Origin of the sequence: Thioclava sp. F1Mire-8 (assembly GCF_002213165.1) — a bacterium.
GTDB classification, from domain to species: Bacteria; Pseudomonadota; Alphaproteobacteria; order Rhodobacterales; family Rhodobacteraceae; genus Thioclava; species Thioclava nitratireducens.
Genome location: NZ_NBNY01000003.1, coordinates 270708 through 291102 on the forward strand (window position 1 = coordinate 270708; position 20395 = coordinate 291102).

General features: G+C 61.9%; 21 protein-coding genes. 9 read left to right on the forward strand and 12 right to left on the reverse strand.

What is annotated here, in order from left to right; all coding sequences use genetic code 11:
- The first annotated feature begins 139 nt into the window (after positions 1 to 139).
- Entirely contained in the window at positions 140 to 1060 is a 921-nt protein-coding gene (locus B6V75_RS12745) for a hypothetical protein (RefSeq protein ID WP_075776752.1), read from the forward strand.
- Here the strand turns inward: B6V75_RS12745 and B6V75_RS12750 are convergent.
- The 5 genes from B6V75_RS12750 to leuC form a co-directional block, all read right to left on the reverse strand.
- A complete protein-coding gene (locus tag B6V75_RS12750) occupies positions 1024 to 1965 on the reverse strand; it encodes an endonuclease/exonuclease/phosphatase family protein (RefSeq protein WP_240496960.1) in 942 nt (313 codons plus the stop codon). The genes B6V75_RS12745 and B6V75_RS12750 overlap by 37 nt on opposite strands.
- A 92-nt stretch (positions 1966 to 2057) precedes the next feature.
- On the reverse strand, positions 2058 to 2885 hold the full coding sequence (locus B6V75_RS12755; RefSeq protein WP_075776750.1) for a hypothetical protein: 828 nt from the start codon (positions 2883 to 2885) through the stop codon (positions 2058 to 2060).
- A 272-nt stretch (positions 2886 to 3157) separates the two neighbouring features.
- The gene (locus B6V75_RS12760) at positions 3158 to 3670 is read right to left on the reverse strand and encodes a DUF308 domain-containing protein (protein ID WP_088719938.1); all 513 of its coding nucleotides are present in this window, start codon (positions 3668 to 3670) and stop codon (positions 3158 to 3160) included.
- Positions 3671 to 3796: 126 nt separating this feature from the next.
- On the reverse strand, positions 3797 to 4402 hold the full coding sequence (gene leuD / locus B6V75_RS12765; protein ID WP_075776748.1) for a 3-isopropylmalate dehydratase small subunit: 606 nt from the start codon (positions 4400 to 4402) through the stop codon (positions 3797 to 3799).
- Positions 4403 to 4414: 12 nt separating this feature from the next.
- The gene (gene leuC, locus B6V75_RS12770) at positions 4415 to 5836 is read right to left on the reverse strand and encodes a 3-isopropylmalate dehydratase large subunit (protein ID WP_075776747.1); all 1422 of its coding nucleotides are present in this window, start codon (positions 5834 to 5836) and stop codon (positions 4415 to 4417) included.
- Positions 5837 to 6103: 267 nt separating this feature from the next.
- On the opposite strand from leuC, the gene B6V75_RS12775 reads away from it, so the two are divergent.
- From B6V75_RS12775 to B6V75_RS12810, 8 genes are all read left to right on the forward strand, one after another.
- Positions 6104 to 7459, forward strand: a complete 1356-nt coding sequence (locus B6V75_RS12775) for a mechanosensitive ion channel domain-containing protein (RefSeq protein WP_075776746.1) — start codon at positions 6104 to 6106, stop codon at positions 7457 to 7459.
- Between the two features lie 132 nt (positions 7460 to 7591).
- Entirely contained in the window at positions 7592 to 7954 is a 363-nt protein-coding gene (gene rsfS, locus B6V75_RS12780; protein ID WP_075776745.1) for a ribosome silencing factor, read from the forward strand.
- 10 nt (positions 7955 to 7964) lie between these two features.
- Positions 7965 to 8432 (forward strand): 23S rRNA (pseudouridine(1915)-N(3))-methyltransferase RlmH, encoded by a 468-nt coding sequence (rlmH, locus tag B6V75_RS12785; RefSeq protein ID WP_088719939.1) that lies wholly within the window; start codon positions 7965 to 7967, stop codon positions 8430 to 8432.
- Between the two features lie 127 nt (positions 8433 to 8559).
- Complete coding sequence (locus B6V75_RS12790) at positions 8560 to 9222, forward strand: class I SAM-dependent methyltransferase (protein ID WP_146735138.1); 663 nt, start codon at positions 8560 to 8562, stop codon at positions 9220 to 9222.
- Positions 9223 to 9292: 70 nt separating this feature from the next.
- Entirely contained in the window at positions 9293 to 10816 is a 1524-nt protein-coding gene (gene gpmI / locus B6V75_RS12795) for a 2,3-bisphosphoglycerate-independent phosphoglycerate mutase (protein WP_088719941.1), read from the forward strand.
- Complete coding sequence (locus B6V75_RS12800) at positions 10813 to 11958, forward strand: peptidoglycan DD-metalloendopeptidase family protein (RefSeq protein WP_075776741.1); 1146 nt, start codon at positions 10813 to 10815, stop codon at positions 11956 to 11958. Before gpmI ends, B6V75_RS12800 begins: the two co-directional genes overlap by 4 nt.
- 2 nt (positions 11959 to 11960) lie before the next feature.
- Positions 11961 to 13376: a S41 family peptidase gene (locus B6V75_RS12805; protein ID WP_088719942.1), complete on the forward strand. Its 1416-nt coding sequence runs from the start codon at positions 11961 to 11963 to the stop codon at positions 13374 to 13376.
- 30 nt (positions 13377 to 13406) lie between these two features.
- Complete coding sequence (locus B6V75_RS12810) at positions 13407 to 13892, forward strand: RNA pyrophosphohydrolase (RefSeq protein ID WP_088719943.1); 486 nt, start codon at positions 13407 to 13409, stop codon at positions 13890 to 13892.
- A gap of 4 nt (positions 13893 to 13896) precedes the next feature.
- Here B6V75_RS12810 and nadC read toward each other — a convergent pair whose 3' ends face one another.
- The 7 genes from nadC to B6V75_RS12845 form a co-directional block, all read right to left on the reverse strand.
- Positions 13897 to 14733: a carboxylating nicotinate-nucleotide diphosphorylase gene (nadC, locus tag B6V75_RS12815; RefSeq protein WP_088719944.1), complete on the reverse strand. Its 837-nt coding sequence runs from the start codon at positions 14731 to 14733 to the stop codon at positions 13897 to 13899.
- 1 nt (position 14734) lies between these two features.
- On the reverse strand, positions 14735 to 16285 hold the full coding sequence (locus B6V75_RS12820; RefSeq protein ID WP_075776738.1) for an L-aspartate oxidase: 1551 nt from the start codon (positions 16283 to 16285) through the stop codon (positions 14735 to 14737).
- The gene (nadA, locus tag B6V75_RS12825) at positions 16282 to 17334 is read right to left on the reverse strand and encodes a quinolinate synthase NadA (RefSeq protein ID WP_088719945.1); all 1053 of its coding nucleotides are present in this window, start codon (positions 17332 to 17334) and stop codon (positions 16282 to 16284) included. Before nadA ends, B6V75_RS12820 begins: the two co-directional genes overlap by 4 nt.
- 102 nt (positions 17335 to 17436) lie before the next feature.
- Entirely contained in the window at positions 17437 to 18135 is a 699-nt protein-coding gene (dnaQ, locus tag B6V75_RS12830) for a DNA polymerase III subunit epsilon (RefSeq protein WP_088719946.1), read from the reverse strand.
- The gene (gene coaE, locus B6V75_RS12835) at positions 18128 to 18727 is read right to left on the reverse strand and encodes a dephospho-CoA kinase (protein ID WP_075776735.1); all 600 of its coding nucleotides are present in this window, start codon (positions 18725 to 18727) and stop codon (positions 18128 to 18130) included. The genes dnaQ and coaE overlap by 8 nt, the downstream gene beginning before the upstream one ends.
- Positions 18724 to 19563 (reverse strand): shikimate dehydrogenase, encoded by an 840-nt coding sequence (locus B6V75_RS12840; RefSeq protein WP_075776734.1) that lies wholly within the window; start codon positions 19561 to 19563, stop codon positions 18724 to 18726. Before B6V75_RS12840 ends, coaE begins: the two co-directional genes overlap by 4 nt.
- A complete protein-coding gene (locus tag B6V75_RS12845) occupies positions 19560 to 20201 on the reverse strand; it encodes a Maf family protein (protein WP_240496961.1) in 642 nt (213 codons plus the stop codon). The genes B6V75_RS12840 and B6V75_RS12845 overlap by 4 nt, the downstream gene beginning before the upstream one ends.
- Between the last annotated feature and the right edge of the window lie 194 nt (positions 20202 to 20395).

Consider the following 20395-nt stretch of genomic DNA (forward strand, 5'->3'; position numbering starts at 1 on the left):
GAAACCGTGTCTGGACGATCGGCAAGCGGTTGCCGAGGCTTCGGCGGGCTTTTGCGGATCAAGTGGTTGGCGAGTGGCCCCCGCGCGCGTATGAGCGCATGCTAGAGTTTAGAGCAGGCAGACGACACATGAGGGCGAAATGAATCGCAGGGTACTGATCCTGGGAATGGGCGGTTTGTTCGGATCAGCTGCGGCACGGTCCTTTCGAGCGGCTGGCTGGGACGTCGATCGCTATCGCCGGGGCACCGATATGGCGATCGCGGCGCGCGGCGCGCGGTGGATCGTGAATGCGATGAACCCGCCGAATTACCACGACTGGGCGAACCAGATCCCGCAGATCACCAAGCAGGTTCTGACCGCGTCGCGCGATAGCGGCGCATCGGTGATGGTGCCGGGCAACGTCTATGTTTACGGGCGCGAGCCGTCTCCGTGGAGCGCCTCGACCCCGCATCACGCCTGCACCCGCAAGGGCAATATCCGCGCCGAGATGGAGGCGCGCTATCGCGCCCATGCCGAGGAGGGCCGTTCGGTCGTGATCCTGCGCGGCGGCGATTTCATCAATGCCGAGGCGCCCGATACGCTACTCAACCGGGTGATGCTGAAGGATTTGCGCAAGGGCAAGATCACCGCGCTCGGCAAGCCCGATGCGCAGCGCGTCTACGCCGATCTCGAGGACATGACGCGTGTCGCGGTGCAACTTGCCGAGACCGAAGATCACTCGCCCGGTCTTCTCGATCTCGGGTTCCCCGGAACCCGGTTCTCCGTTCGCGAGCTGGCCGAGGAATTCTCCCGCCAGATGGGGCGCGACATCTCGATCAAGAAATTCCCGTGGACGGCGCTTCTGCTCGCATCGCCCGCGTGGGAACTGGCACGCGAACTACGCGAGATGCGCTACCTGTTCGACATGAGCCACGAAATCGACGGCACCGATTTCCACGCACGCTTCCCGGAATTCACGCCGAAGACGCTGCAGCGCGTGGTGTTCGAGCATCTCTATATCCGGGGCCTCAAGGTCGTGCCCGATCAGGGCAATACAATGTCGAGCCAGACCATCTTGTGACGCGAGGCGGCGCGTGCCGCCTCCGCCAAGGGCGCGCCTGGCTCGGGCCAGACGACGCCCGCCGCCTCTACATGCAGATCATTCGACGGCAGAACGTAGTCGAGCCGTAGGTTACCCGGGCCGTCGTAATCGGCGGTATCAAGGCTCGAGTCGCCCCTATGATCAGGATCCGCCGCAGCTTTCGCCCCCGCGCTCCGCGGCTGGGGGTCTTGGAAATGCGGACCGTTCAGCAGCAAATCGAGCGCATCGCGCCGCCCCTCCCCGTCCTTCGGGTCGAGGTTGGCGTCGCCCATCAGGATCACCGGCGCTTCGGGCGGCAGCGCGTCGAGCTCCCCATCCAGATAGCGCAGCCAGAAGGCGATCTCATCACGATTGCGGCGTCCGTTGCGATCTTCCGGCCCATCGAACACCGGCGGCGTCGCGGAGAAGGCCAGAAGATGAAGGCGCTCGCCCGACGGCAACTTGAGCGGCACGTCCCAATGCCCCGTCGAACTGAGGCGCTGTACCGCCATCGCGTCGGGCAACAGCTCCGCCCCGGCGATCCTCCCGTCGGGCAGGTCCTTCCACAGCATCCTGGAGAAGTCGCGCACACGGTCGGCCTCGATCGGATAACGCGACAGAAGCGCCATGCCGCCCTGCCCCGGAAATCGTCCGTAGCCTTGGGCATCCCGCGCTTCGCCTAGCTTTCCGTTGCCGTCGAGATCGGCCCCGCTCGGCCAGCCGCTATTGGGGCGCGGCGCGAAAAGGTGCGGATAGGGCTGCGCGAGGCGTTCGTTCAGCGCCTCCAGCGACAGCCCGTCGAGATCCCAGTCGATCCCGGTCAGCAGCAGAACGTCCGGCGCGATCGTGTCCACGATCCGCGTCGCCGCCGCGACCTGCGCCTCGCCTTTGCGGATATCTTTCATAAGAAGACCCGGACCCCGGCGCGACAGCCCCGCATCCCATGTCGCCACGCGCAGAGTCTCGGCCGTGGCGGGCTGCGCGAAACAGAGCGCGATCAGGCCGGCAAGTAGTCGCTCGCCCCGGAGGCGAGACGCTTGTTCTCGATCATTTGCGCGACCCGGGCCAGCGCGATGCCGCGCATGAACAGGCTTGCGGGAAGGAAGGCCCATGCCGTCACCATCCAGATCATCGTGTGTGGCACCTCCAGCGTCACGATCACGAAACTGACCGAAACGAGTTTGAGCACCGCCGGAATAAGGAAGGGTAAAAGAAATCCGAGTGCAATGTTGAACCACGCGTCGCGGCGCAGGCGCTCGACCACGTCGCCGCCCGCGGTGGGGTCGAAGGTCGGCAGATTTACCCAGACGTTGAATTTGGTATGCGCCTGCGGCCAGCCCATGATCCGCATGACGATGACGAAATAGCCGAGGGTCAGCAGCGAGATCAGGTAGGCCATCCCCGCCGCGGTGCGCACCAGCGCGACCTGATGCAAAGAGGCATCCGCCGGAAGCGCGAGCTGCAATAGGCGCACGGGGCTGTAAGGCACGTCGATGGAGCTTGCGACCGTAGTGCCTAGAACCTCGATCAACCGGGTCAGGGTCGATGCGTGATATTGCGACTGTACCGCAAGAGAGAGCAGGCCGACGGTTAGAAACAGCGACATGAACCGAATGCGGTTGAAGGGCGGCGCATCGCGAAACTCGATCAGACCGGGATAGACCGAGGCGTATTCGAACAGGGTCAGCGCAAATCCGAACAGCGCCATCAACGCCACGATCTGGGCGGTGTCGCTACTGGTATCGGGCAGTATGAGCGCGGGGATGCAAATCACCACCGCAACGAGGATCGCGCGAAAGAGCGCCCCTGAGAGACGTGAAAACACAGTTACCCTACCCTTCCCTGCGGTCGGATTCGATACATTGCCGATCCTTTTACCCGCAAGACGCGCGCCAAATGTGACCCGCTGCCTCAAACTTGCCATGATTTTGCCCAAGTTCCCGATCCAAGCAAATACTGTTTTCAGACTCTCTGCCGTATTCGGGCGTTTTCTGGAAAGACCTGGTGCGACATTGCATCAATAAAGGTGCAAAATTGTGGCAAACTAGGGAGCGGAACCATATTTTGTGGATCAAGGGCTTAGCCGGTCAAAAGCCCTCAGGAGTCGCGACTGGCAAAGCCGATTGCGGCAAGACCGACACCATCCGCGAGAAGCTGGATGCCCAGCAAAAGCCCGAGGATCTGCGTCGCGATCTGATCGAAGGCCGCGAAGATCAAAAGCCCGAGAAGGATCGAAACCGCGCCCGACAGGACCAGCATCCAGCGCAGACGCGGCGCCGCGAGGCGCAGGCCGATCAGCAGGCGCAACGCCCCCATCAGCAGGAAGAGCACGCCGACCACCGCTGCGAGCGAGACCGTGCCGGACATCGGATCGGCGATCAGCCAGACGCCGACGACGATATTGAGAAGCGCGATCAGCCCGTGCCACGCGCGATGCGCCCCGTCTCGGTCGTTGAAGGCGAGCCACGCCTGCACCACCCCGGCAATCAGGAACAGTATGCCCACGAAGGTAGTCAGGGCCAGAGAGGTCGCGAAGGGATTCGTGATGGCCGCGACGCCGAGAACAATCAGCACGAGGCCGGTCATCAGAAACAGGGTCGAAACGCGCATCGCATCATCCTCTCGGTCTACGTCAAATGATGAACGATACCACGGGCGGTGCGTTCCCGCGCCCCCTCCTCACGAAAAAAGCCGCCCGGGTCGGGGCGGCTTTTCCTGTTCTTATGGTATCGGGGATTACACCCAAGGACGCGCCTGATGCATCTGCGTCTCGAAGCTGTCGATGGCTGCGGCCTTTTCAAGCGTCAGGCCGATATCGTCGAGACCTTCGAGCAGGCAATGCTTCTTGAAAGCGTCGACATCGAACTTGATCGTCTCGCCTTCCGAGGTCGTGATCTCCTGGTTCTCGAGATCGACGGTCATCCGTGCGTTCGAACCCTTCTCCGCATCCTTCATCAGGATATCGACCTGCTCCTGCGGCAGCACGATCGGCAACATCCCGTTCTTGAACGAGTTGTTGTAGAAGATGTCGGCGAAGGAGGTCGAGATGATCACCTTGATGCCGAAATCGGCGAGCGCCCACGGGGCGTGCTCACGCGAGGAGCCGCAGCCGAAGTTGTCGCCGACCACGAGGATCTGCGCTTCCCGATATTGCGGCTTGTTGAGAACGAAGTCGGGGTTCTCGTTGCCCTGACGGTCGTAACGCATCTCGTCGAACGCATGCACGCCGAGCCCGGTACGCTTGATGGTTTTCAGGAAACCCTTGGGGATGATCATATCGGTGTCGATATTGACCAGCGGCATGGGCGCGGCGATCCCGGTAACTTTTTCGAACTTTTCCATTCTCGTCGCTCCTTACGCGTCTTCCATTTCCATCAGCTTCCGAACATCCGTCAGATGACCGGTGACGGCAGCGGCGGCGGCCATGGCCGGGCTCATCAGATGGGTGCGGCCCTTGTAGCCCTGACGCCCCTCGAAGTTACGGTTCGAGGTCGACGCGCAACGCTCGCCCTCTGCCAGCTGGTCGGGGTTCATCGCGAGACACATCGAGCAGCCCGCCATGCGCCATTCGAACCCGGCGTCGAGGAAGATCTTGTCCAGACCCTCTTCTTCGGCCTGAGCCCGCACGAGACCCGAGCCCGGCACGACCATCGCGCGGACGCCGTCGGCCAGCTTGCGGCCTTTGACGACTTCGGCGGCGGCGCGCAGATCCTCGATCCGGCCGTTGGTGCACGAGCCGATGAAGACCACGTCGATCTTGATGTCAGTCAGCTTGGTGCCCGCTTCGAGGCCCATGTAGTCGAGCGCGCGCTTGGCCGCTTCGACCTTACCGCCCTTGAAGTCTTCCGGCGCGGGCACGGAGCCCGAGATCGGCAGCACGTCCTCGGGCGAAGTGCCCCAGGTCACGACGGGCTCGATCTCTTCGGCCTTGATGGTGACGACCTTGTCGAAATGCGCGCCCTCGTCGGTGTAGAGCTGCTTCCACCAATGCAGAGCCGCCTCCCATTGCGCGCCTTTCGGAGCGTGAGCCCGGCCTTTGACGTATTCGAAGGTCTTCTCGTCCGGCGCGATGAGGCCAGCGCGCGCGCCGCCTTCGATCGCCATGTTGCAGACGGTCATGCGGCCTTCCATCGACAGCTCGCGGATCGCTTCGCCGCAATATTCGATGACATGACCAGTGCCGCCGGCAGTGCCGGTCGCGCCGATGACCGACAGCGTGATGTCCTTGGCGGTGACGCCCGGACGCAGCTTGCCGGTGATCTCGACCTTCATGTTCTTCGACTTCGACTGGATCAGCGTCTGGGTCGCCAGAACATGCTCCACTTCCGAGGTACCGATGCCGTGAGCGAGCGCACCGAACGCGCCATGGGTCGCGGTGTGGCTGTCGCCGCAGACGACCGTCATGCCCGGCAGCGTCCAGCCCTGTTCAGGACCGACGATGTGCACGATGCCCTGACGCACGTCGGAGACCGGGTAATAGTTCACCCCGAAGTCCTTGGCGTTCTTGTCGAGCGCATCGACCTGAATCCGGCTTTCCTCGTTCTCGATCCCCTTCGCGCGGTCGAGCGTGGTCGGCACGTTGTGATCCGGTACGGCGATGGTTTTCTCCGGCGCGCGCACCTTGCGGCCCGCCATGCGCAGCCCTTCGAAGGCTTGCGGCGAGGTCACTTCGTGGACGAGGTGGCGGTCGATATAGAGCAGGCTGGTGCCGTCTTCGTCTTCGGACACGACATGCGCGTCCCAGATCTTGTCATAGAGGGTCTTCGGAGCAGACATGGCTCTCACTTTCTTTGGATGGCTGGCCTATAAAACGGCCGTTTGTCAGACATGGGACAGCAGGCGCAGATATGCGCCCGCGGGCGCAGAGCATCAAAGTCGTGCCAGCACCGAGCGGCTTTCGCCGTAGAAGCGCTCGCGGAGGCGGGCGCGATCATCCATGTCGAAAACGAGTGTCATGGGGCGCTAAATACGGCGAATCCGGCGCTGAGGCAATCGAAGAGTCCGTGTTTGGCCTGATCGCAAAACCGGGCTAACGTCATTTCCATGGATTTCGCGAACGGGGACATCGTCAAGATTTTGAGTTCGATCTGGGCGCAGATCGAAATCTTCCTCAATTCTATGGTCTTGCCCTCGCGGCTCTGGCAATTCGGGATCATCGCAGCGTGTTTTGCGCTGGCCCATCTCGGGCGCATCTGGCTCGCGCCGAAAGTCGACGACTGGGGGCGGAGGCGTGAGCTCTCGACCCGTCAGCTTCGCTGGCTGATCCTGCTCCGGAAGCGTCTGCGCGGATTTCTCTTCATCGTGTTCGCATGGGCGTCGGTGTTCGTGCTCGAGGCAACCAAGGGTTTTTATTCCTGGCGCTTCCTCGTGGTGCTGGCCGCCACGCTCGTCACGGCATGGCTCGTCGTCGGCCTCGTCGCGCGGCTGATCCGAAATGCGCTCCTGCGCGGTATCGTGCGCTGGGGCGCGTGGATCTGGGTCACGCTCTATTACCTCGGGCTTTGGGACGAAACGGTGCGGCTCTTGAACGGGACCGCGGTCGAATTCGGTGATTTCCGCATCACGGCCTACGGGGTTCTCAAGGCACTGGTGCTGACGACGATCCTCCTGTCGGTGGCGCGGATCATCTCTGGGCAGACCTCGGCGCGGCTGCGGACCAACGAGGATATCAGCCCGTCGATGTCGGAGCTGGTCATCAAGGTGATGCAGGTTCTGCTTTACGGCGCGGCGCTGTTCATCGGGATCAAGGCGGTAGGCTTCGACCTGACCGGGCTTGCGGTTCTGTCCGGTGCGATCGGCGTGGGCCTTGGCTTCGGTCTGCAGAAAGTCGTGTCAAACCTCGTCTCGGGCGTGATCATCCTGCTGGATAAATCGATCAAGCCCGGCGACGTGATCAGCCTTGGCGAAACCTTCGGCTGGATCAATTCGCTGGGCGCGCGCTATGTCTCGGTCGTCACGCGCGACGGCAAGGAATACCTGATCCCGAATGAAGACCTGATCACGGGGCAGGTGGTCAACTGGTCCCATTCCAACGAATTCGTCCGGATCGACCTGCCCTTCGGCACCTCCTATCACGACGACCCGCATCTGGTGCGCAAGCTCGCGGTGGAGGCCGCGCAATCGGTGAACCGCGTTCTGAAGAACCGCCCGACGGTTTGCCACGTGACCGGTTTCGGCAACAGTTCGGTCGATTACCTCCTGCGGTTCTGGATCACCGACCCGGTCGAGGGACTGACCAATGTGCGCGGCCAAGTGTTTCTCGCGCTCTGGGATACGTTCAAGGCGAACGGCATTTCGATCCCGTTCCCGCAGCGCGAAGTGCGCGTGCTCGAAGGGTCACAGCTTGACTTGCAACAGGCTCCGGAAACGCATAGCGAAAATTCGCCGCAGGAAAATTGAAATCGGACCTGCGGAATGCTACTTTTGAAAGACGTCCAGCGCCGGGACTATTGTGGCGCGTAACATCTGGAGGACCATGTCCTGTCTCATCTTTCCCTCGTGCCGAGTGATGCCGGCACAAAGGCAGCGGCCATGAATACACGGGCCGTCAACGCCGAAGCGACGAGCGAAGAAATCCTCGCGCGCGTCATCTCTTCCCTCGAAGACGACAAGGCCGAAGATATCGTGACCATCGACCTGCGCGGTCGGTCCTCGATCGGCGACTATATGGTTGTCTGTTCCGGGCGCAGCACGCGTCAGGTCAGTGCCATAGCCGAAAACCTGACCGAGCGGCTGAAGCACGAATTCGACCGGGCTTGCAAAGTCGAGGGCAAGGATCAGGGCGACTGGGTGCTGATCGACAGCTCCGACGTCATCGTTCACGTCTTCCGCCCGGAAGTGCGCGAGTTTTATCAGCTGGAAAAGATGTGGATGCCTGCGGGCGCCCCCGTCTGAGTTCGGCTGCATGAAGATCACGATCTGCGCGGTGGGCCGCTTGCGCAAGGGGCCCGAGCGCGAGCTGATCGACGACTACCTGAAACGCTTCGAGAAATCCGGGCGCGCCTTCGGGCTCGGCCCGGCTTCCGTCGTCGAGGTCGAAGACAAGAAAGGCTTGGGGCAGGGCGCGGAAGCAGAGTTGCTCAGCCGCGCCATTCCCGAGGGATCGGTCATCGTCACCCTTGACGAACGCGGCAGCCTGATCTCATCGCCGGAATTCGCCACGAAACTGCAAGGCTGGCGCGATCAGGCGCGCGACGTGGCTTTCGTGATCGGCGGTGCGGACGGGATCGACCGGGCCCTGCGCAGCCGCGCCGAGTTTTCCATCTCCTTCGGCAAGATGGTCTGGCCGCATATGCTGGCCCGCGTCATGCTGACCGAACAGATTTACCGCGCCGGACAGATCATCGCCGGCACACCCTATCACCGCGTCTGATCGACAGCTTGCACCGCATCACGACGACGTTACGCTGCGTCCGAAAATGATGTGCAGCAGGTCAGGCCCGATGAATACTCTTCGAGACATGAACATATCCGGCGCGTCCATTTCCCGCGAGGCAATGATGCTACTGGGGTTCCAGCGCACGCGCCAGATTTCCGGCACTGCGCGAAAGGCTTGGGAAGACGGTGACAGGGGGCCCGCGTTCGAAGAAGTCGAGACCCGCAACGAGGAGATCTTTCGCGGCGCGCTCGCCGAGGTCTTCACCGAGTATCTACCGCTGCGCAAGACGCTCGAGGAAACCGGCCGCCGTCCGACCCATGTGGTCGACATCGGCTGTGGGCAGGGGCTCAACGACGCATTGCTGATCAAGGATTACGATTGCGCCGTGACCCTGATCGATATCGAGGAAACCCCGGAGCAATATCATTTCTGGAGCGATACCGGTGCAGGCTATGCCTCGCTCGACGCCGCAGCAGCGTTCCTGCGCGACAATGGCGCCCGCGCGGTCGAGACACTCAACCCGGTCAAGCAGCCTGAGGCGCTGGACGGAGTCACGGGCGATCTTGTCACCAGCTTGATTTCCTGCGGCTTTCATTATCCGATCGGCGATTATCTCGACCTGATGATGCGGGTGATCCGGGACGGTGGGGCTGTCGTGCTGGACCTGCGCCGGCGCTATATGGAAAAGCCAGACGCGGCGCTCGCCTCGCTGCTCGAAGTCACGCGACAGACCGAGATACTCAGCTACGAGAAGAAAGCGCGGCGGATCATGTTCCAGGCCTGAGCCTCGCATGCCCCCGGTTGCCGCGACGGCCTGCGAGGCGTATGAGGGGGCAACAGATTAGGAGGCCGCCATGACCCGCCCGAAACCCGTCGTCCTGTGCATTCTCGATGGCTTTGGCGAGCGAAAGGAGCGCGAAGGCAACGCGCCCTTGCTGGCCGACACCCCGAACCTCGACCGTGTCCTGTGGAACAACCCGGCGAAATCGACGCTGGTGACCTTCGGCCCCGATGTCGGTCTGCCGAGCGGTCAGATGGGCAATTCCGAGGTCGGCCACACCAATATCGGCGCGGGACGGGTGGTGGCGATGGATCTGGGCCAGATTGATCTGGCGATCGAGGATGGCTCTTTCTTCGAGAACCAGGCGATCTTGTCCTTCATCGACACGATGAAAGAGAGCGGCGGGCGCGCGCATCTGATGGGCGTCATCTCGGATGGTGGTGTGCACGGCCATATCGAACATACGCTCGCTGCGGCGAAAATGGTCTCGGAGGCAGGCGTCCCCGTGCTGATCCACGCGATCACCGACGGGCGCGATGTCGCCCCCGATAGCGCGAAGTCCTTCGTTTCGGATCTTTGCGACCGGCTCCCCGAGGGCTGCACCGTCGTCACCGTCGATGGCCGCTATTACGCGATGGACCGCGACAACCGCTGGGACCGCGTCGGCCTTGCCTATGACGCGATGATCAACGGCAAAGGGCAGGGGGCAGACACCGCCGTGGCCGCGGTCGAAGCCAGCTACGACAAGGACGAGATGGACGAGTTCATCAAGCCCACCGTGATTGGCGATTACGAGGGCGCAAAGGATGGCGATGGCTTCTTCTGCCTCAACTTCCGCGCCGACCGCGCGCGCGAAATCCTGCGCGCGATCGGCGAGCCGGACTTCTCGGAATTCGAGACGGGAACGCGTCCGAAATGGGCGGCGCTGCTGGGGATGGTCGAGTATTCCGACAAGCATAACGCCTATATGAAGACCGCCTATCCGAAGCGCGAAATCGTAAACACGCTCGGAGAGTGGATATCAAAACAAGGGCTTAGCCAATTCCACTTGGCGGAGACAGAGAAATATCCGCACGTCACCTTCTTCCTCAACGGCGGCAAGGAAGAGCCGTGGGAAGGCGAAGACCGCTACATGCCGAAATCGCCCAAGGTCGCGACCTATGACCTGCAGCCCGAGATGAGCGCGCCGGAAGTCACCGACAAGTTCGTCGAGGCGATCGAGACCGGGTACGACCTGATCATCGTGAACTACGCCAACCCCGATATGGTCGGCCATACCGGCTCGCTGAAAGCCGCGATCGCTGCGGTGGAAGAGATCGACCACGATATCGGCCGCGTCGTCGAGGCGCTGGAGGCTGCGGGCGGCGCGATGATCATCACCGCCGATCACGGCAATTGTGAAACCATGATCGATCCGGAAACCGGCGGTCCGCACACCGCGCATACCACGAACCTCGTGCCGGTCTCGCTGGTTGGCGGGCCGGAGGGCGCCAAGCTGCGCGACGGACGGCTTGCGGATCTCGCGCCGACGCTACTGGACCTGATGCAGATCGATCAACCCGAAGAAATGACCGGAAAGAGCCTGATCGTATCGTGATCCGCGCCGCACTCGCAGCTCTTCTGATCTCGGCCGGGCCGCTTTGGGCGGACGGATCGGGCGACGCCGCACTCAAGGCCTCGGCCGATCTGCGCAAGGCGATCACCGCGCTCGACGCGGCGCAGTCGAAGTCGGATCGCATTGCAGCACTAACGAAAACGATCCATGCCTATGAACAAGGGCTGAGCGCGCTGCGCGACGGGTTGCGCCGCGCAGCGATCCGCGAGCGCGAGATCAAGCAAGGCTTCGACGCGAAACGCGAAGAGCTTGGCAGTTTGCTGGCGGTCATGTCGACCATGCAGCAATCCGACGGGCCGCTGCTGCTGCTGCATCCGTCCGGTCCCGAAGGCTCGGCGCGGTCCGGGATGGTACTGTCCTCGGTCGCGCCCGCCTTGCAGGACGAGGCGCAGAAGCTGAGCGTCCACCTTGAGGAAATTGCGACCCTGCGCAAACTGCAGGAAAACGCGCGCGAGACGCTCGAAAAGGGGATGGTCTCGGTGACCAAGGCCCGCACAGCGCTGTCGGAGGCCATTTCCGAGCGCCGCGAAAAGCTGCCGCAGCGCTATCTCGAGGAACCCGAGGAGCTGACCGCGCTGGTGCAAAGCGCCGATACGCTCGAAGGCTTCGCGACCGGGTTGAGCGATATGGAAAACGATATCGGTCCGCCGCGCGGGGATTTCGCGGGCGCAAAGGGCACGCTGAACTTGCCGGTTATCGGCTCGGTGCTGCGTGGCTTCAACGAACCGGATGCGGCAGGGATCAAACGTCCCGGCCTCGTGATTGCCAGTGAGCCGGGATCTCTGGTCACGACGCCTTGGGCTGCGACGATCCGATACCGCGGTCCCTTGCTCGACTACGGAAATGTGATGGTCCTCGAACCCGCAGATGGATATCTTCTGGTTCTTGCGGGCCTCGGAACCGTCTATGGTGAGGTCGGAGACGTGCTGCCAAAGGGCACGCCCATCGGCTTGATGGGCGGAATTCAGCCGGGAGCGAAGGAATTCGGCAAGGAATTCGTGCAGGCGGCGACAGATGGCGCTGGTGCAGATCGCAGCGAGACGCTTTATTTGGAACTGAGAGAGGGCGGCAAGCCCGTGGACCCGACGCCGTGGTTCATCCAGACAAAAGACGACAAGGGTTGAGTATGAAAAAGTTCATGATGGCAGCGGTTGGCGGGACGCTTGCGGGCGCGCTTCTGTCCACGCAAGTCGCGGCGCCGCTGATGGCCGAGGAAACGAAACGCAACGAAACCGTCTACCAGCAGCTGGACCTGTTCGGCGACATCTTCGAGAAGATCCGCCAGGACTATGTCGAGCCGGTCGATAGCAAGAAGCTGATCGAAGCCGCAATCAACGGCATGCTCAGCTCTCTCGACCCGCATTCCAGCTACCTGCCGCCCTCCGATTACAGCGATATGCGCGTGCAGACGCGCGGTTCGTTCGGCGGTCTCGGTATCGAGGTCACGCAGGAAGACGGCTTCGTGAAGGTGGTTTCGCCGATGGACGGTACGCCCGCGGCCGAAGCCGGCATTCAGTCCGGCGATTTCATCACCGCGGTCGATGGCGAGTCCCTGATGGGTATCCCGCTCGATCAGGCAGTCGACAAGATGCGTGGGCCGGTCGGCTCGGACATCACCGTGACCATCGTCCGCGAAGGCGAGCAGGATCCGTTCGACGTCACGCTGACCCGCGACACGATCAAGCTGACCGCCGTGAAGGGGCGCCATGACGGCGATACCGTCATTCTGCGCATCACCACCTTCAACGACCAGACCTTCCCGAACCTCGAATCCTCGATCAAGGAGCAGGTGAAAGAGGTCGGCGGCATGGACAAGGTCGACGGCTTCATCATCGACTTGCGCAACAACCCCGGCGGTCTTCTGACGCAGGCGATCAAGACGGCGGATGCGTTCCTCGACAAGGGTGAGATCGTCTCCACCCGCGGTCGGAACCCGCAGGATAGCGAGCGCTTCAACGCGACCGCGGGCGACATGGCCGACGGCAAGCCGATCGTCGTGCTAATCAACGGCGGCTCGGCGTCGGCTTCGGAAATCGTGACCGGCGCGCTGCAGGATCATCACCGCGCGATCGTCGTCGGCACCAAGAGCTTCGGCAAAGGCTCGGTCCAGACGGTCATGCCGATCCAGGGCGAGGGCGCGATGCGTCTGACCACCGCGCGCTACTACACGCCGTCGGGTCGTTCGATTCAGTCGCTGGGCATTGCTCCCGACGTTGTCGTGCCGCAGCCCGATCAGCCGAAATCGCAGGATAAGGCGGCCGCTGAAGGCGACAAAGCCCGCAAGATGACCTCCGAGGCCGATCTGAAAGGTGCAATCACCAACGACTCGATGACCGAGGACGAGAAGAAACAGGCCGAGGACGAGCGCGCGAAAGCCGAAGAGGCCGCGAAGCGCCGGATGGAAGATTTCCAGATGTCCTACGCGATTGACCTGATCAAAGGCCTCTCGGCCATCGCGCCGGAAGCCAAGGCTGACACCGCGTCGACGCAGCAAGCCGAAGCGCCGAGCGCCGACAGCAAAACCGACACGCAGCAGAATTGAGGGGAAGGGGCCTTCGGGCCCCTTTTTCATATGACTCCCGAAGAAATCGTTAAACTTCCTTACCGCCGCAATGTCGGCGTCGTTCTGATGAACCCCGCGGGCCTCGTCTTCGCGGGCCAGCGCATCGACAATCCTGGACCGGCCTGGCAGATGCCGCAGGGCGGGATCGACAAGGGTGAAAAGCCGAAAGAAGCCGCACTGCGCGAGCTGGAAGAAGAAACCGGGGTGAACCCCGATCTCGTCGAAATCGTCGCGAAAACCTCCGATTGGGTACGCTACGACCTGCCGCACGATCTTGTGCCGAAAATCTGGAACGGTCGCTGGCGCGGGCAGGAGCAGAAATGGTTCCTGATGCGCTTCCTCGGCTCCGACGATCAGGTGCGCATCGACACGGACCATCCCGAATTTTCGGTCTGGCAGTGGATGCCCTTCGACGAACTGGTCGAGAAGATCGTCCCCTTCAAACGCTCGGTCTACGAGGCCGTTCGCGCCGAATTCAGAGACTATCTCGGCTGAATTCTCAGAAATCGAGGCCCAGATCGAGCGTCCGCGCCGAATGGGTGAGCGCACCGGAAGAGATGTAATCCACGCCGGTCGCTGCCACTTCGGCAATCCGCTCGAGCGTCATGTTCCCCGAGGCTTCCAGTACGACGCGGCCCGCATTAAGCGCCACGGCCGCACGCAGCTCCGCGCTGTCCATATTGTCGAGCAGGATGACATCGGCGCCACCGATTTTCAGCGCCTCTTCCATCTGGCGCAACGTGTCGACTTCCAGCTCGATCCGCATCATGTGGCTGCGCGCCGTTTTCGCTGCTTCGAGCACCGCGCGCACGCTCCCGGCGGCCGCAATATGGTTATCCTTGATCAGGATCGCGTCCGACAGGCCGTAACGATGGTTGAAACCGCCGCCATGGGTCACCGCTGCTTTCTCGAGCGCGCGTAGACCCGGGGTGGTCTTCCGGGTGCAAGTGATACGCGCCTTCGTGCCTTCGGTTTTCGCGACGAAGCGCGCGGTTTTCGTGGCAATCCCGCTGAGGCGTCCCGCGAAATTCAGCGCCACCCGCTCCGCCATCAGGATCGACGCGGCCGAGCCATCGACCGTCAACAAGGTCTCCCCGGCTTGGCACGGTTTGCCATCCGCGATCAGTATCGAGACGCGCAACGTCGGATCGACCAGTCGAAACGCCATCGCCGCGACCTGCATACCTGAAGCGACGCCATCTTCCCGCGCTTTCAGTCGCGCGGAATAGGTCTTGCCCGCCGGAATCACCGCCTTCGTCGTCGCGTCGCCCATCGGCGAAAGGTCTTCGACCAGCGCGGCGCGGACAATTGGTTCGATCAGCAAATCGGGCAACATGTCAGTCCTCCAGGGCTGCGGCGCGAATTTTCAGCGCCTCCTCCAGCGTGATTTTCGTTCTTTTCGCCAATTTTGGGTCCATGTCCGGAAAATCGGAACGGAAATGGCCGCCGCGGCTCTCTTGGCGCGCAAGCGCCGCTGCAGCGATCAACGTGGCCGTAGCGGTCATGTTCCGCATCGTTTCCGTTCGGGCCTCCGCCTCGATCTTCGCAATGACGCGCAGGGCCGCCTTCAATCCCTCCGCATCGCGCACGACACCGACACCATCGGTCATCGCGTTGCGCAGCACCTGCACGGCTGCCTCGTTCACCGGGACATCGCCGTCGGGAAACGCGGGGGTTACCGGCTCAGCGTCGGCGATATCTCCAAGCTCAGCAGCGATACCGACAGCGCAAATCCGTGCGAAAACCAAAGCCTCAAGCAACCCGTTCGACGCCAGGCGGTTCGCGCCATGCAGCCCGGTCGACGAGGCCTCGCCGCAAACCCAGAGCCGGTCGAGCGAACTGCGTCCCTCCGTATCGGTATCGACTCCGCCCATATGATAATGTGCGGCCGGCGCAACGGGGATGACGCCGGAAACAGGGTCTATTCCGGCCCGTTCGCAGGCTTCGGCAACGGCGGGGAAGCGGGTCAGGACTTCAGCCCCTAGGGCTGCACGCGTATCCAAAGCGGGTTCGCGCCCGGCCTGTCGCTCCAGGTAAACCGCCCGCGCCACAATATCGCGCGGAGCAAGCTCCGCGTCGGGATGAACGGAGAGCATGAAGCGCTCGCCATCCGCGTTAACGAGTATTGCACCTTCACCGCGCAGCGCTTCGGTCGCGAGCGGAGCAGGATCTTCGCCACTGGCGATCGCGGTCGGGTGGAACTGTACGAATTCTGGATCGGCGATCCGCGCGCCAGCGCGCGCAGCCATCCCGATGACCTGCCCACGGATCCGAGGCGGGTTTGTCGTAACGGAGAACAGCCCGCCGGACCCGCCGCCCGCAAGCAAAACCGCCGGGCTTTTGATCAGAACGGGCCCTGAAGGCTCAAATGCGCGTTCGATCCACACGCCGGTCACGCGGTCGTCTTCGGTCTCCAGATACGTGGCCAGGACGCCTTCGAGAACCTGAACCGAGGGTGCCTGCCGGACTGCCGCGACGAGAGTTTGCATGATCTCGCGACCCGCCTGATCGCCTTTCACCCGGACGACCCGCGCGTGACTGTGCGCTGCCTCGCGCGACATCACGTAGTCGCCCTCGAGATCGCGATCGAAGGGCGTTCCGAGTTCGGTCAATGCGAGGATGTGCTGACGTGCTTCTTCGGTGACCAAATGGGCGATTTGCGGTGAAACAGTGCCTGCTCCGGCGATCATCGTGTCGCGTGCATGCGCCGCAGGCGTGTCGCTGACCGACATCGCCGCCGCGACACCCCCCTGGGCCCAAGCCGATGATGCGCCTTCGCCCAGAGTTTCCGGCGAGATGATGAGAACGGGGCGGGGCGCGAGGCTTAGGGCCGCGTAAAGTGCGCCCAAGCCCGCGCCGACGATGACGATCCGCTGCGTTTCGATCACTTCGCCAGCGTCCGGGAGAGTTCGATCATCCGCTCGACCGCGACGCGCGCTTTCTCGGCAATCTGCGGGTCGACGATCACTTCTTCGGTCCCGGTATGCAGCGACCACAGGATTTTTTCGAGCGTGATTTTCTTCATGTAGGGGCACATATTGCACGGACCCACAAAATCTACTTCCGGTAGCGCGTCGGCGATGTTGGATGCCATCGAGCATTCCGTCACCAACATGGCCTCTTTCGGCTTGTTGGTTTCGACGTATTTAATGATCCCCGACGTCGAGCCCGAGAAATCGGAGGCCGCGACAACGTCCGGCGGGCATTCCGGGTGCGCGATGATCCGGGTATTTGGGTGCATCGCGCGGAAGTCACTGATATCCTTGGCAGTGTACTGCTCGTGGACGATGCACGAACCTTCCCACCAAACCACATTCTTCTCGGGAACCTCGTTCGCCACGTTCTGCGCAAGGTACTGGTCCGGGGTCATGATGACCGTGTCACTCTCCATCGCCCGCACGATCTGCGCGGCGTTGGACGAGGTGCAGCAGATGTCGGACGCGGCTTTCACCTCGGCTGTTGTGTTAACGTAGCTTACCACGGGCGCGCCCGGGTATTTCGAGCGCATCTCCGCAATGCCGTCAGCGGTGATCGACTCCGCCAGCGAGCAGCCGGCTTTCATATCTGGGATCAGGATGGTCTTGGCCGGGTTCAGGATTTTTGACGTTTCGGCCATGAAGTGCACGCCGCATTGGACGATCGTGCCCGCCTGAACTTTGGTCGCTTCGATAGCAAGCTGCAGACTATCACCTACTACATCTGCCACGCCGTGGTAGATTTCCGGCGTCATGTAGTTGTGAGCAAGAATTACCGCGTTCTTCTCTCTCTTCAACTGGTTGATTGCGCGGATATACGGCGCGTAACGCGCGAAATCCGGAAGGGGGATAACGCGATCCATCTTTGCGTGGATCTCGTGCATCTCCTCGGCCAGCTCGATGGACGGCGCAAGATCATAGGTCTCGGCCAGCGTGGCACGCATTTCAGTCAGGTCCAGCATGGACGGTACTCCCGCTCTCTCCCTAAGAAGCCCCCGATTTAAGGGAGGTTGACGCTCGGTTAAATGGGAAACTTGTTTATTTTGATAGAAAAGGCGCCGACGTCAGTCGTAACGGTTCCAGATCGCCGCTTCTCCCAGCTTGGCGACAAAGGCAGCATGGGCTTCGGCTTCTTCAGCAGTCAAACGTGGGGGCAGGGGCTCCGGACGGGGCTTCGGACGCCAGCCTTGATTTGCGCCGGCTTGCAATTTCTGACCGGTTTCAACGGGTTGCAGTCCAAAGCCCGGCTGCCGACCGCCAATCAGCTCGAGGTAGACCTCAGCCAAAATCTCACTGTCGAGCAGTGCGCCGTGCAAAGTCCGCGACGAGTTGTCGATGCCGAAGCGACGGCAGAGCGCGTCGAGCGTCGCCGGCGAGCCAGGAAATCTACGCCGTGCCATCGCGAGCGTATCGAGCGCGCGTTCATCCGGGATCAGAGGCATTCCGGCCCAGCGAAGCTCGGCATTCAGAAATTTCATGTCGAACTTGGCGTTGTGGATCACGAGGACCGAGTCCGTGCCGATGAAATTCAGGAAATCGAGGCCGATCTGGGCGAATTTGGGCTTGTCCGACAGGAATTCGTCGCCCAAGCCATGCACTTGGAAGGCTTCCTGCGGCATCGAGCGCTCGGGGTTAATGTATTGGTGATAGGTGTTACCGGTGGGCATGTGATTGAACAGCTCAACCGCGCCGATCTCGACGATCCGATCGCCGTCTTCCGGCTCGAAACCCGTGGTTTCGGTATCGAGAACGATTTCACGCATTTTGCTCACCCCTGATCTGCGCGATCAGGTTTCGCACATCTTGGCGGGTCTGCTCAAGATCGACGGTTTCGATGATGAAGGTCGCGCGGCGGCGTTTCTCTGCGTCCGGCATCTGTCGCGACAGGATGAAATCGAGCTGCGCCTCGGTCATCTCGGGCCGCTCCAGGACGCGCGCGCGCTGAACCTCCGCCGGCGCGGAAACGACAAGAGTGGCATCGCAAGCAGCATCAGCCCCGGTTTCGAACAAAAGAGGGATGTCGAGGAGGATCAGATCCGCCTCTGAGTGATCCGCGATGAACTGGCTACGAGAGGCCGTCGTGAGTGGGTGAACGATCTCTTCAACGCGGTTTAGAGCCGTTTTGTCGTTCGCGAGCAGTTTTTTCAGCTCCACCCGATCCACTGCGCCCGCCTTGATCGCAGAGGGAAAAGCAGCGGCGATCGGCGCAACGGCCGCACCATCCTTCGCATAGAGATCATGCACCGTCTGATCCGCATCCCACACGGGCACGCCGGCCTCGGCGAACATCGCGGCGGTCGTGGATTTCCCCATCCCGATGGAGCCGGTCAGACCGAGCAGGAAAGGCTTGCTCATCCCCCGAGCACCGCGTTGCGGACGGTTTCACCGACTTCCGGGCGCTGGCCGAACCAACGCTCAAATCCCGGGACGGCTTGATGCAAAAGCATGCCAAGCCCGTCGACCACGGTGCATCCCGCGTCTTCGGCCTCGGTGAGAAATTTGGTCTTAAGGGGTGTATACACGAGATCACAGCAAGTCGCGCTGGGACGCAATGCATCGAGCGGAACGCGAAACTCCGACTTGCCTATCATACCGAGCGACGTCGTGTTCACCACCGTCGCCGCATCTTCGAGCATATTGCCCGCCCGCACCCAATCGTAAACGACCAGACGCGCCCCGAATTCCTGACGCAGCGCATCGGCGCGCGCCCGCGTCCGGTTCGAGATACGTATTTCCGGCGCTCCGCTTTCCAGAAGCGAAGCGACGATGGCGCGCGCGGCCCCGCCTGCGCCGAGAACGGCAGCCGGGCCAGACTTCGGGTCCCAGTTCGGCGCATTCTGCCTCAGATTAGCGATGAAACCGTAACCATCTGTATTATCTGCGTAAATCTTGCCATCCGGGCGGAACACCAAGGTATTCGCAGCGCCGATAAGGGCCGCGCGATCGGAGATGACATCGGCAATCTCGAGCGCGCGGATCTTGTGCGGGATCGTCACATTCGTGCCGACGAACCCCGCCTTGGGCAAGGTCCGAAGCACGGTTTCCAGATCGTCACTGGCCACATCCATCGGAACATAGAACCCTTCGATCCCGTATTCTGCAAACCAGGTGCGGAACAGGAGCGGCGAGCGCGAATGCGCAACCGGCGATCCGATGACGCCAGCGAGGGGAATGCGCGGATGATCCGTCATGTCGTGAAATCTCCTCGGGCATGAAGCCAGTTAAGGAATTCGATCAAGGGAAGGCCCAGGACGGCAAAATAATCGCCTTGGACGCGGGAGAAAAGACGCACGCCTTCCTCCTCGAGCTTGTAGCTACCCACGGACCAGCGAATGCTCTCCCAGTTCCGGGCGACGTAATCGTCGATGAAGGGCGCAGTAAGCTCATGCATCGTTAGACGCACTTCGCACACATGACGCCAAAGCGGCTCGCCATCCCGGATCGCAACCATCGCGGAAAGCAGTTTGTGGGTTTGGCCGGAGAGGGCACGCAACTGCGATTTCGCGTCCTCCGGTGTCTCCGGCTTCGACAAGACCGTGCCTTTAAGCTCCAGAACCTGATCCGCGCCGATCACCAGTTCTCCGGGATGGCGCGCCGACAGTTTCGCAGCCTTCATCTCGGCGAGAAGGTCCGCGACATCGCGCGGCTTTGCCTCTTCGACCTCCAAACTCCGCCTGATCGTGTCTTCGTCGATGCGCGCGGGCGCGACCGTCACCGACAGACCGGCGTTGCGCAGAAGCTGCGCGCGGATTTCTGAAGCGGAGGCAAGGAGGATGTTCATGAACTTGTGGATAAGCAGGCGCAGAAGTCTCGGGGTCGAATTGGGCATAACGCGGATCGGCGGATTACTCCACCGGATCGGCACGTTTCATGGCAGATTTACGAAACTTGTCCACCTGTGGAATTCGGATTCGAGCCGTTGGGGACACGGTGGGGACTTCACAATTTTCTCCAAAGAGTTATCCACAGGATGACGTTGAGACTCTTCGAGACATAAGCACGCAGTATCAATGTTTTAGGAGA

Bases quoted from the DNA above. Each gene is read 5' to 3' on its own strand.
- B6V75_RS12845 (WP_240496961.1), bottom strand. From the start codon at position 20,201: ATGCCCAATTCGACCCCGAGACTTCTGCGCCTGCTTATCCACAAGTTC.
- leuD (WP_075776748.1), bottom strand. From the start codon at position 4,402: ATGGAAAAGTTCGAAAAAGTTACCGGGATCGCCGCGCCCATGCCGCTG.
- B6V75_RS12840 (WP_075776734.1), bottom strand. From the start codon at position 19,563: ATGACGGATCATCCGCGCATTCCCCTCGCTGGCGTCATCGGATCGCCG.
- B6V75_RS12775 (WP_075776746.1), top strand. From the start codon at position 6,104: ATGGATTTCGCGAACGGGGACATCGTCAAGATTTTGAGTTCGATCTGG.
- nadC (WP_088719944.1), bottom strand. From the start codon at position 14,733: ATGTTGCCCGATTTGCTGATCGAACCAATTGTCCGCGCCGCGCTGGTC.
- B6V75_RS12790 (WP_146735138.1), top strand. From the start codon at position 8,560: ATGCTACTGGGGTTCCAGCGCACGCGCCAGATTTCCGGCACTGCGCGA.
- dnaQ (WP_088719946.1), bottom strand. From the start codon at position 18,135: ATGCGTGAAATCGTTCTCGATACCGAAACCACGGGTTTCGAGCCGGAA.
- gpmI (WP_088719941.1), top strand. From the start codon at position 9,293: ATGACCCGCCCGAAACCCGTCGTCCTGTGCATTCTCGATGGCTTTGGC.
- nadA (WP_088719945.1), bottom strand. From the start codon at position 17,334: ATGCTGGACCTGACTGAAATGCGTGCCACGCTGGCCGAGACCTATGAT.
- B6V75_RS12745 (WP_075776752.1), top strand. From the start codon at position 140: ATGAATCGCAGGGTACTGATCCTGGGAATGGGCGGTTTGTTCGGATCA.
- B6V75_RS12810 (WP_088719943.1), top strand. From the start codon at position 13,407: ATGACTCCCGAAGAAATCGTTAAACTTCCTTACCGCCGCAATGTCGGC.
- rlmH (WP_088719939.1), top strand. From the start codon at position 7,965: ATGAAGATCACGATCTGCGCGGTGGGCCGCTTGCGCAAGGGGCCCGAG.
- B6V75_RS12760 (WP_088719938.1), bottom strand. From the start codon at position 3,670: ATGCGCGTTTCGACCCTGTTTCTGATGACCGGCCTCGTGCTGATTGTT.
- leuC (WP_075776747.1), bottom strand. From the start codon at position 5,836: ATGTCTGCTCCGAAGACCCTCTATGACAAGATCTGGGACGCGCATGTC.
- coaE (WP_075776735.1), bottom strand. From the start codon at position 18,727: ATGAGCAAGCCTTTCCTGCTCGGTCTGACCGGCTCCATCGGGATGGGG.
- rsfS (WP_075776745.1), top strand. From the start codon at position 7,592: ATGAATACACGGGCCGTCAACGCCGAAGCGACGAGCGAAGAAATCCTC.
- B6V75_RS12750 (WP_240496960.1), bottom strand. From the start codon at position 1,965: ATGAAAGATATCCGCAAAGGCGAGGCGCAGGTCGCGGCGGCGACGCGG.
- B6V75_RS12805 (WP_088719942.1), top strand. From the start codon at position 11,961: ATGAAAAAGTTCATGATGGCAGCGGTTGGCGGGACGCTTGCGGGCGCG.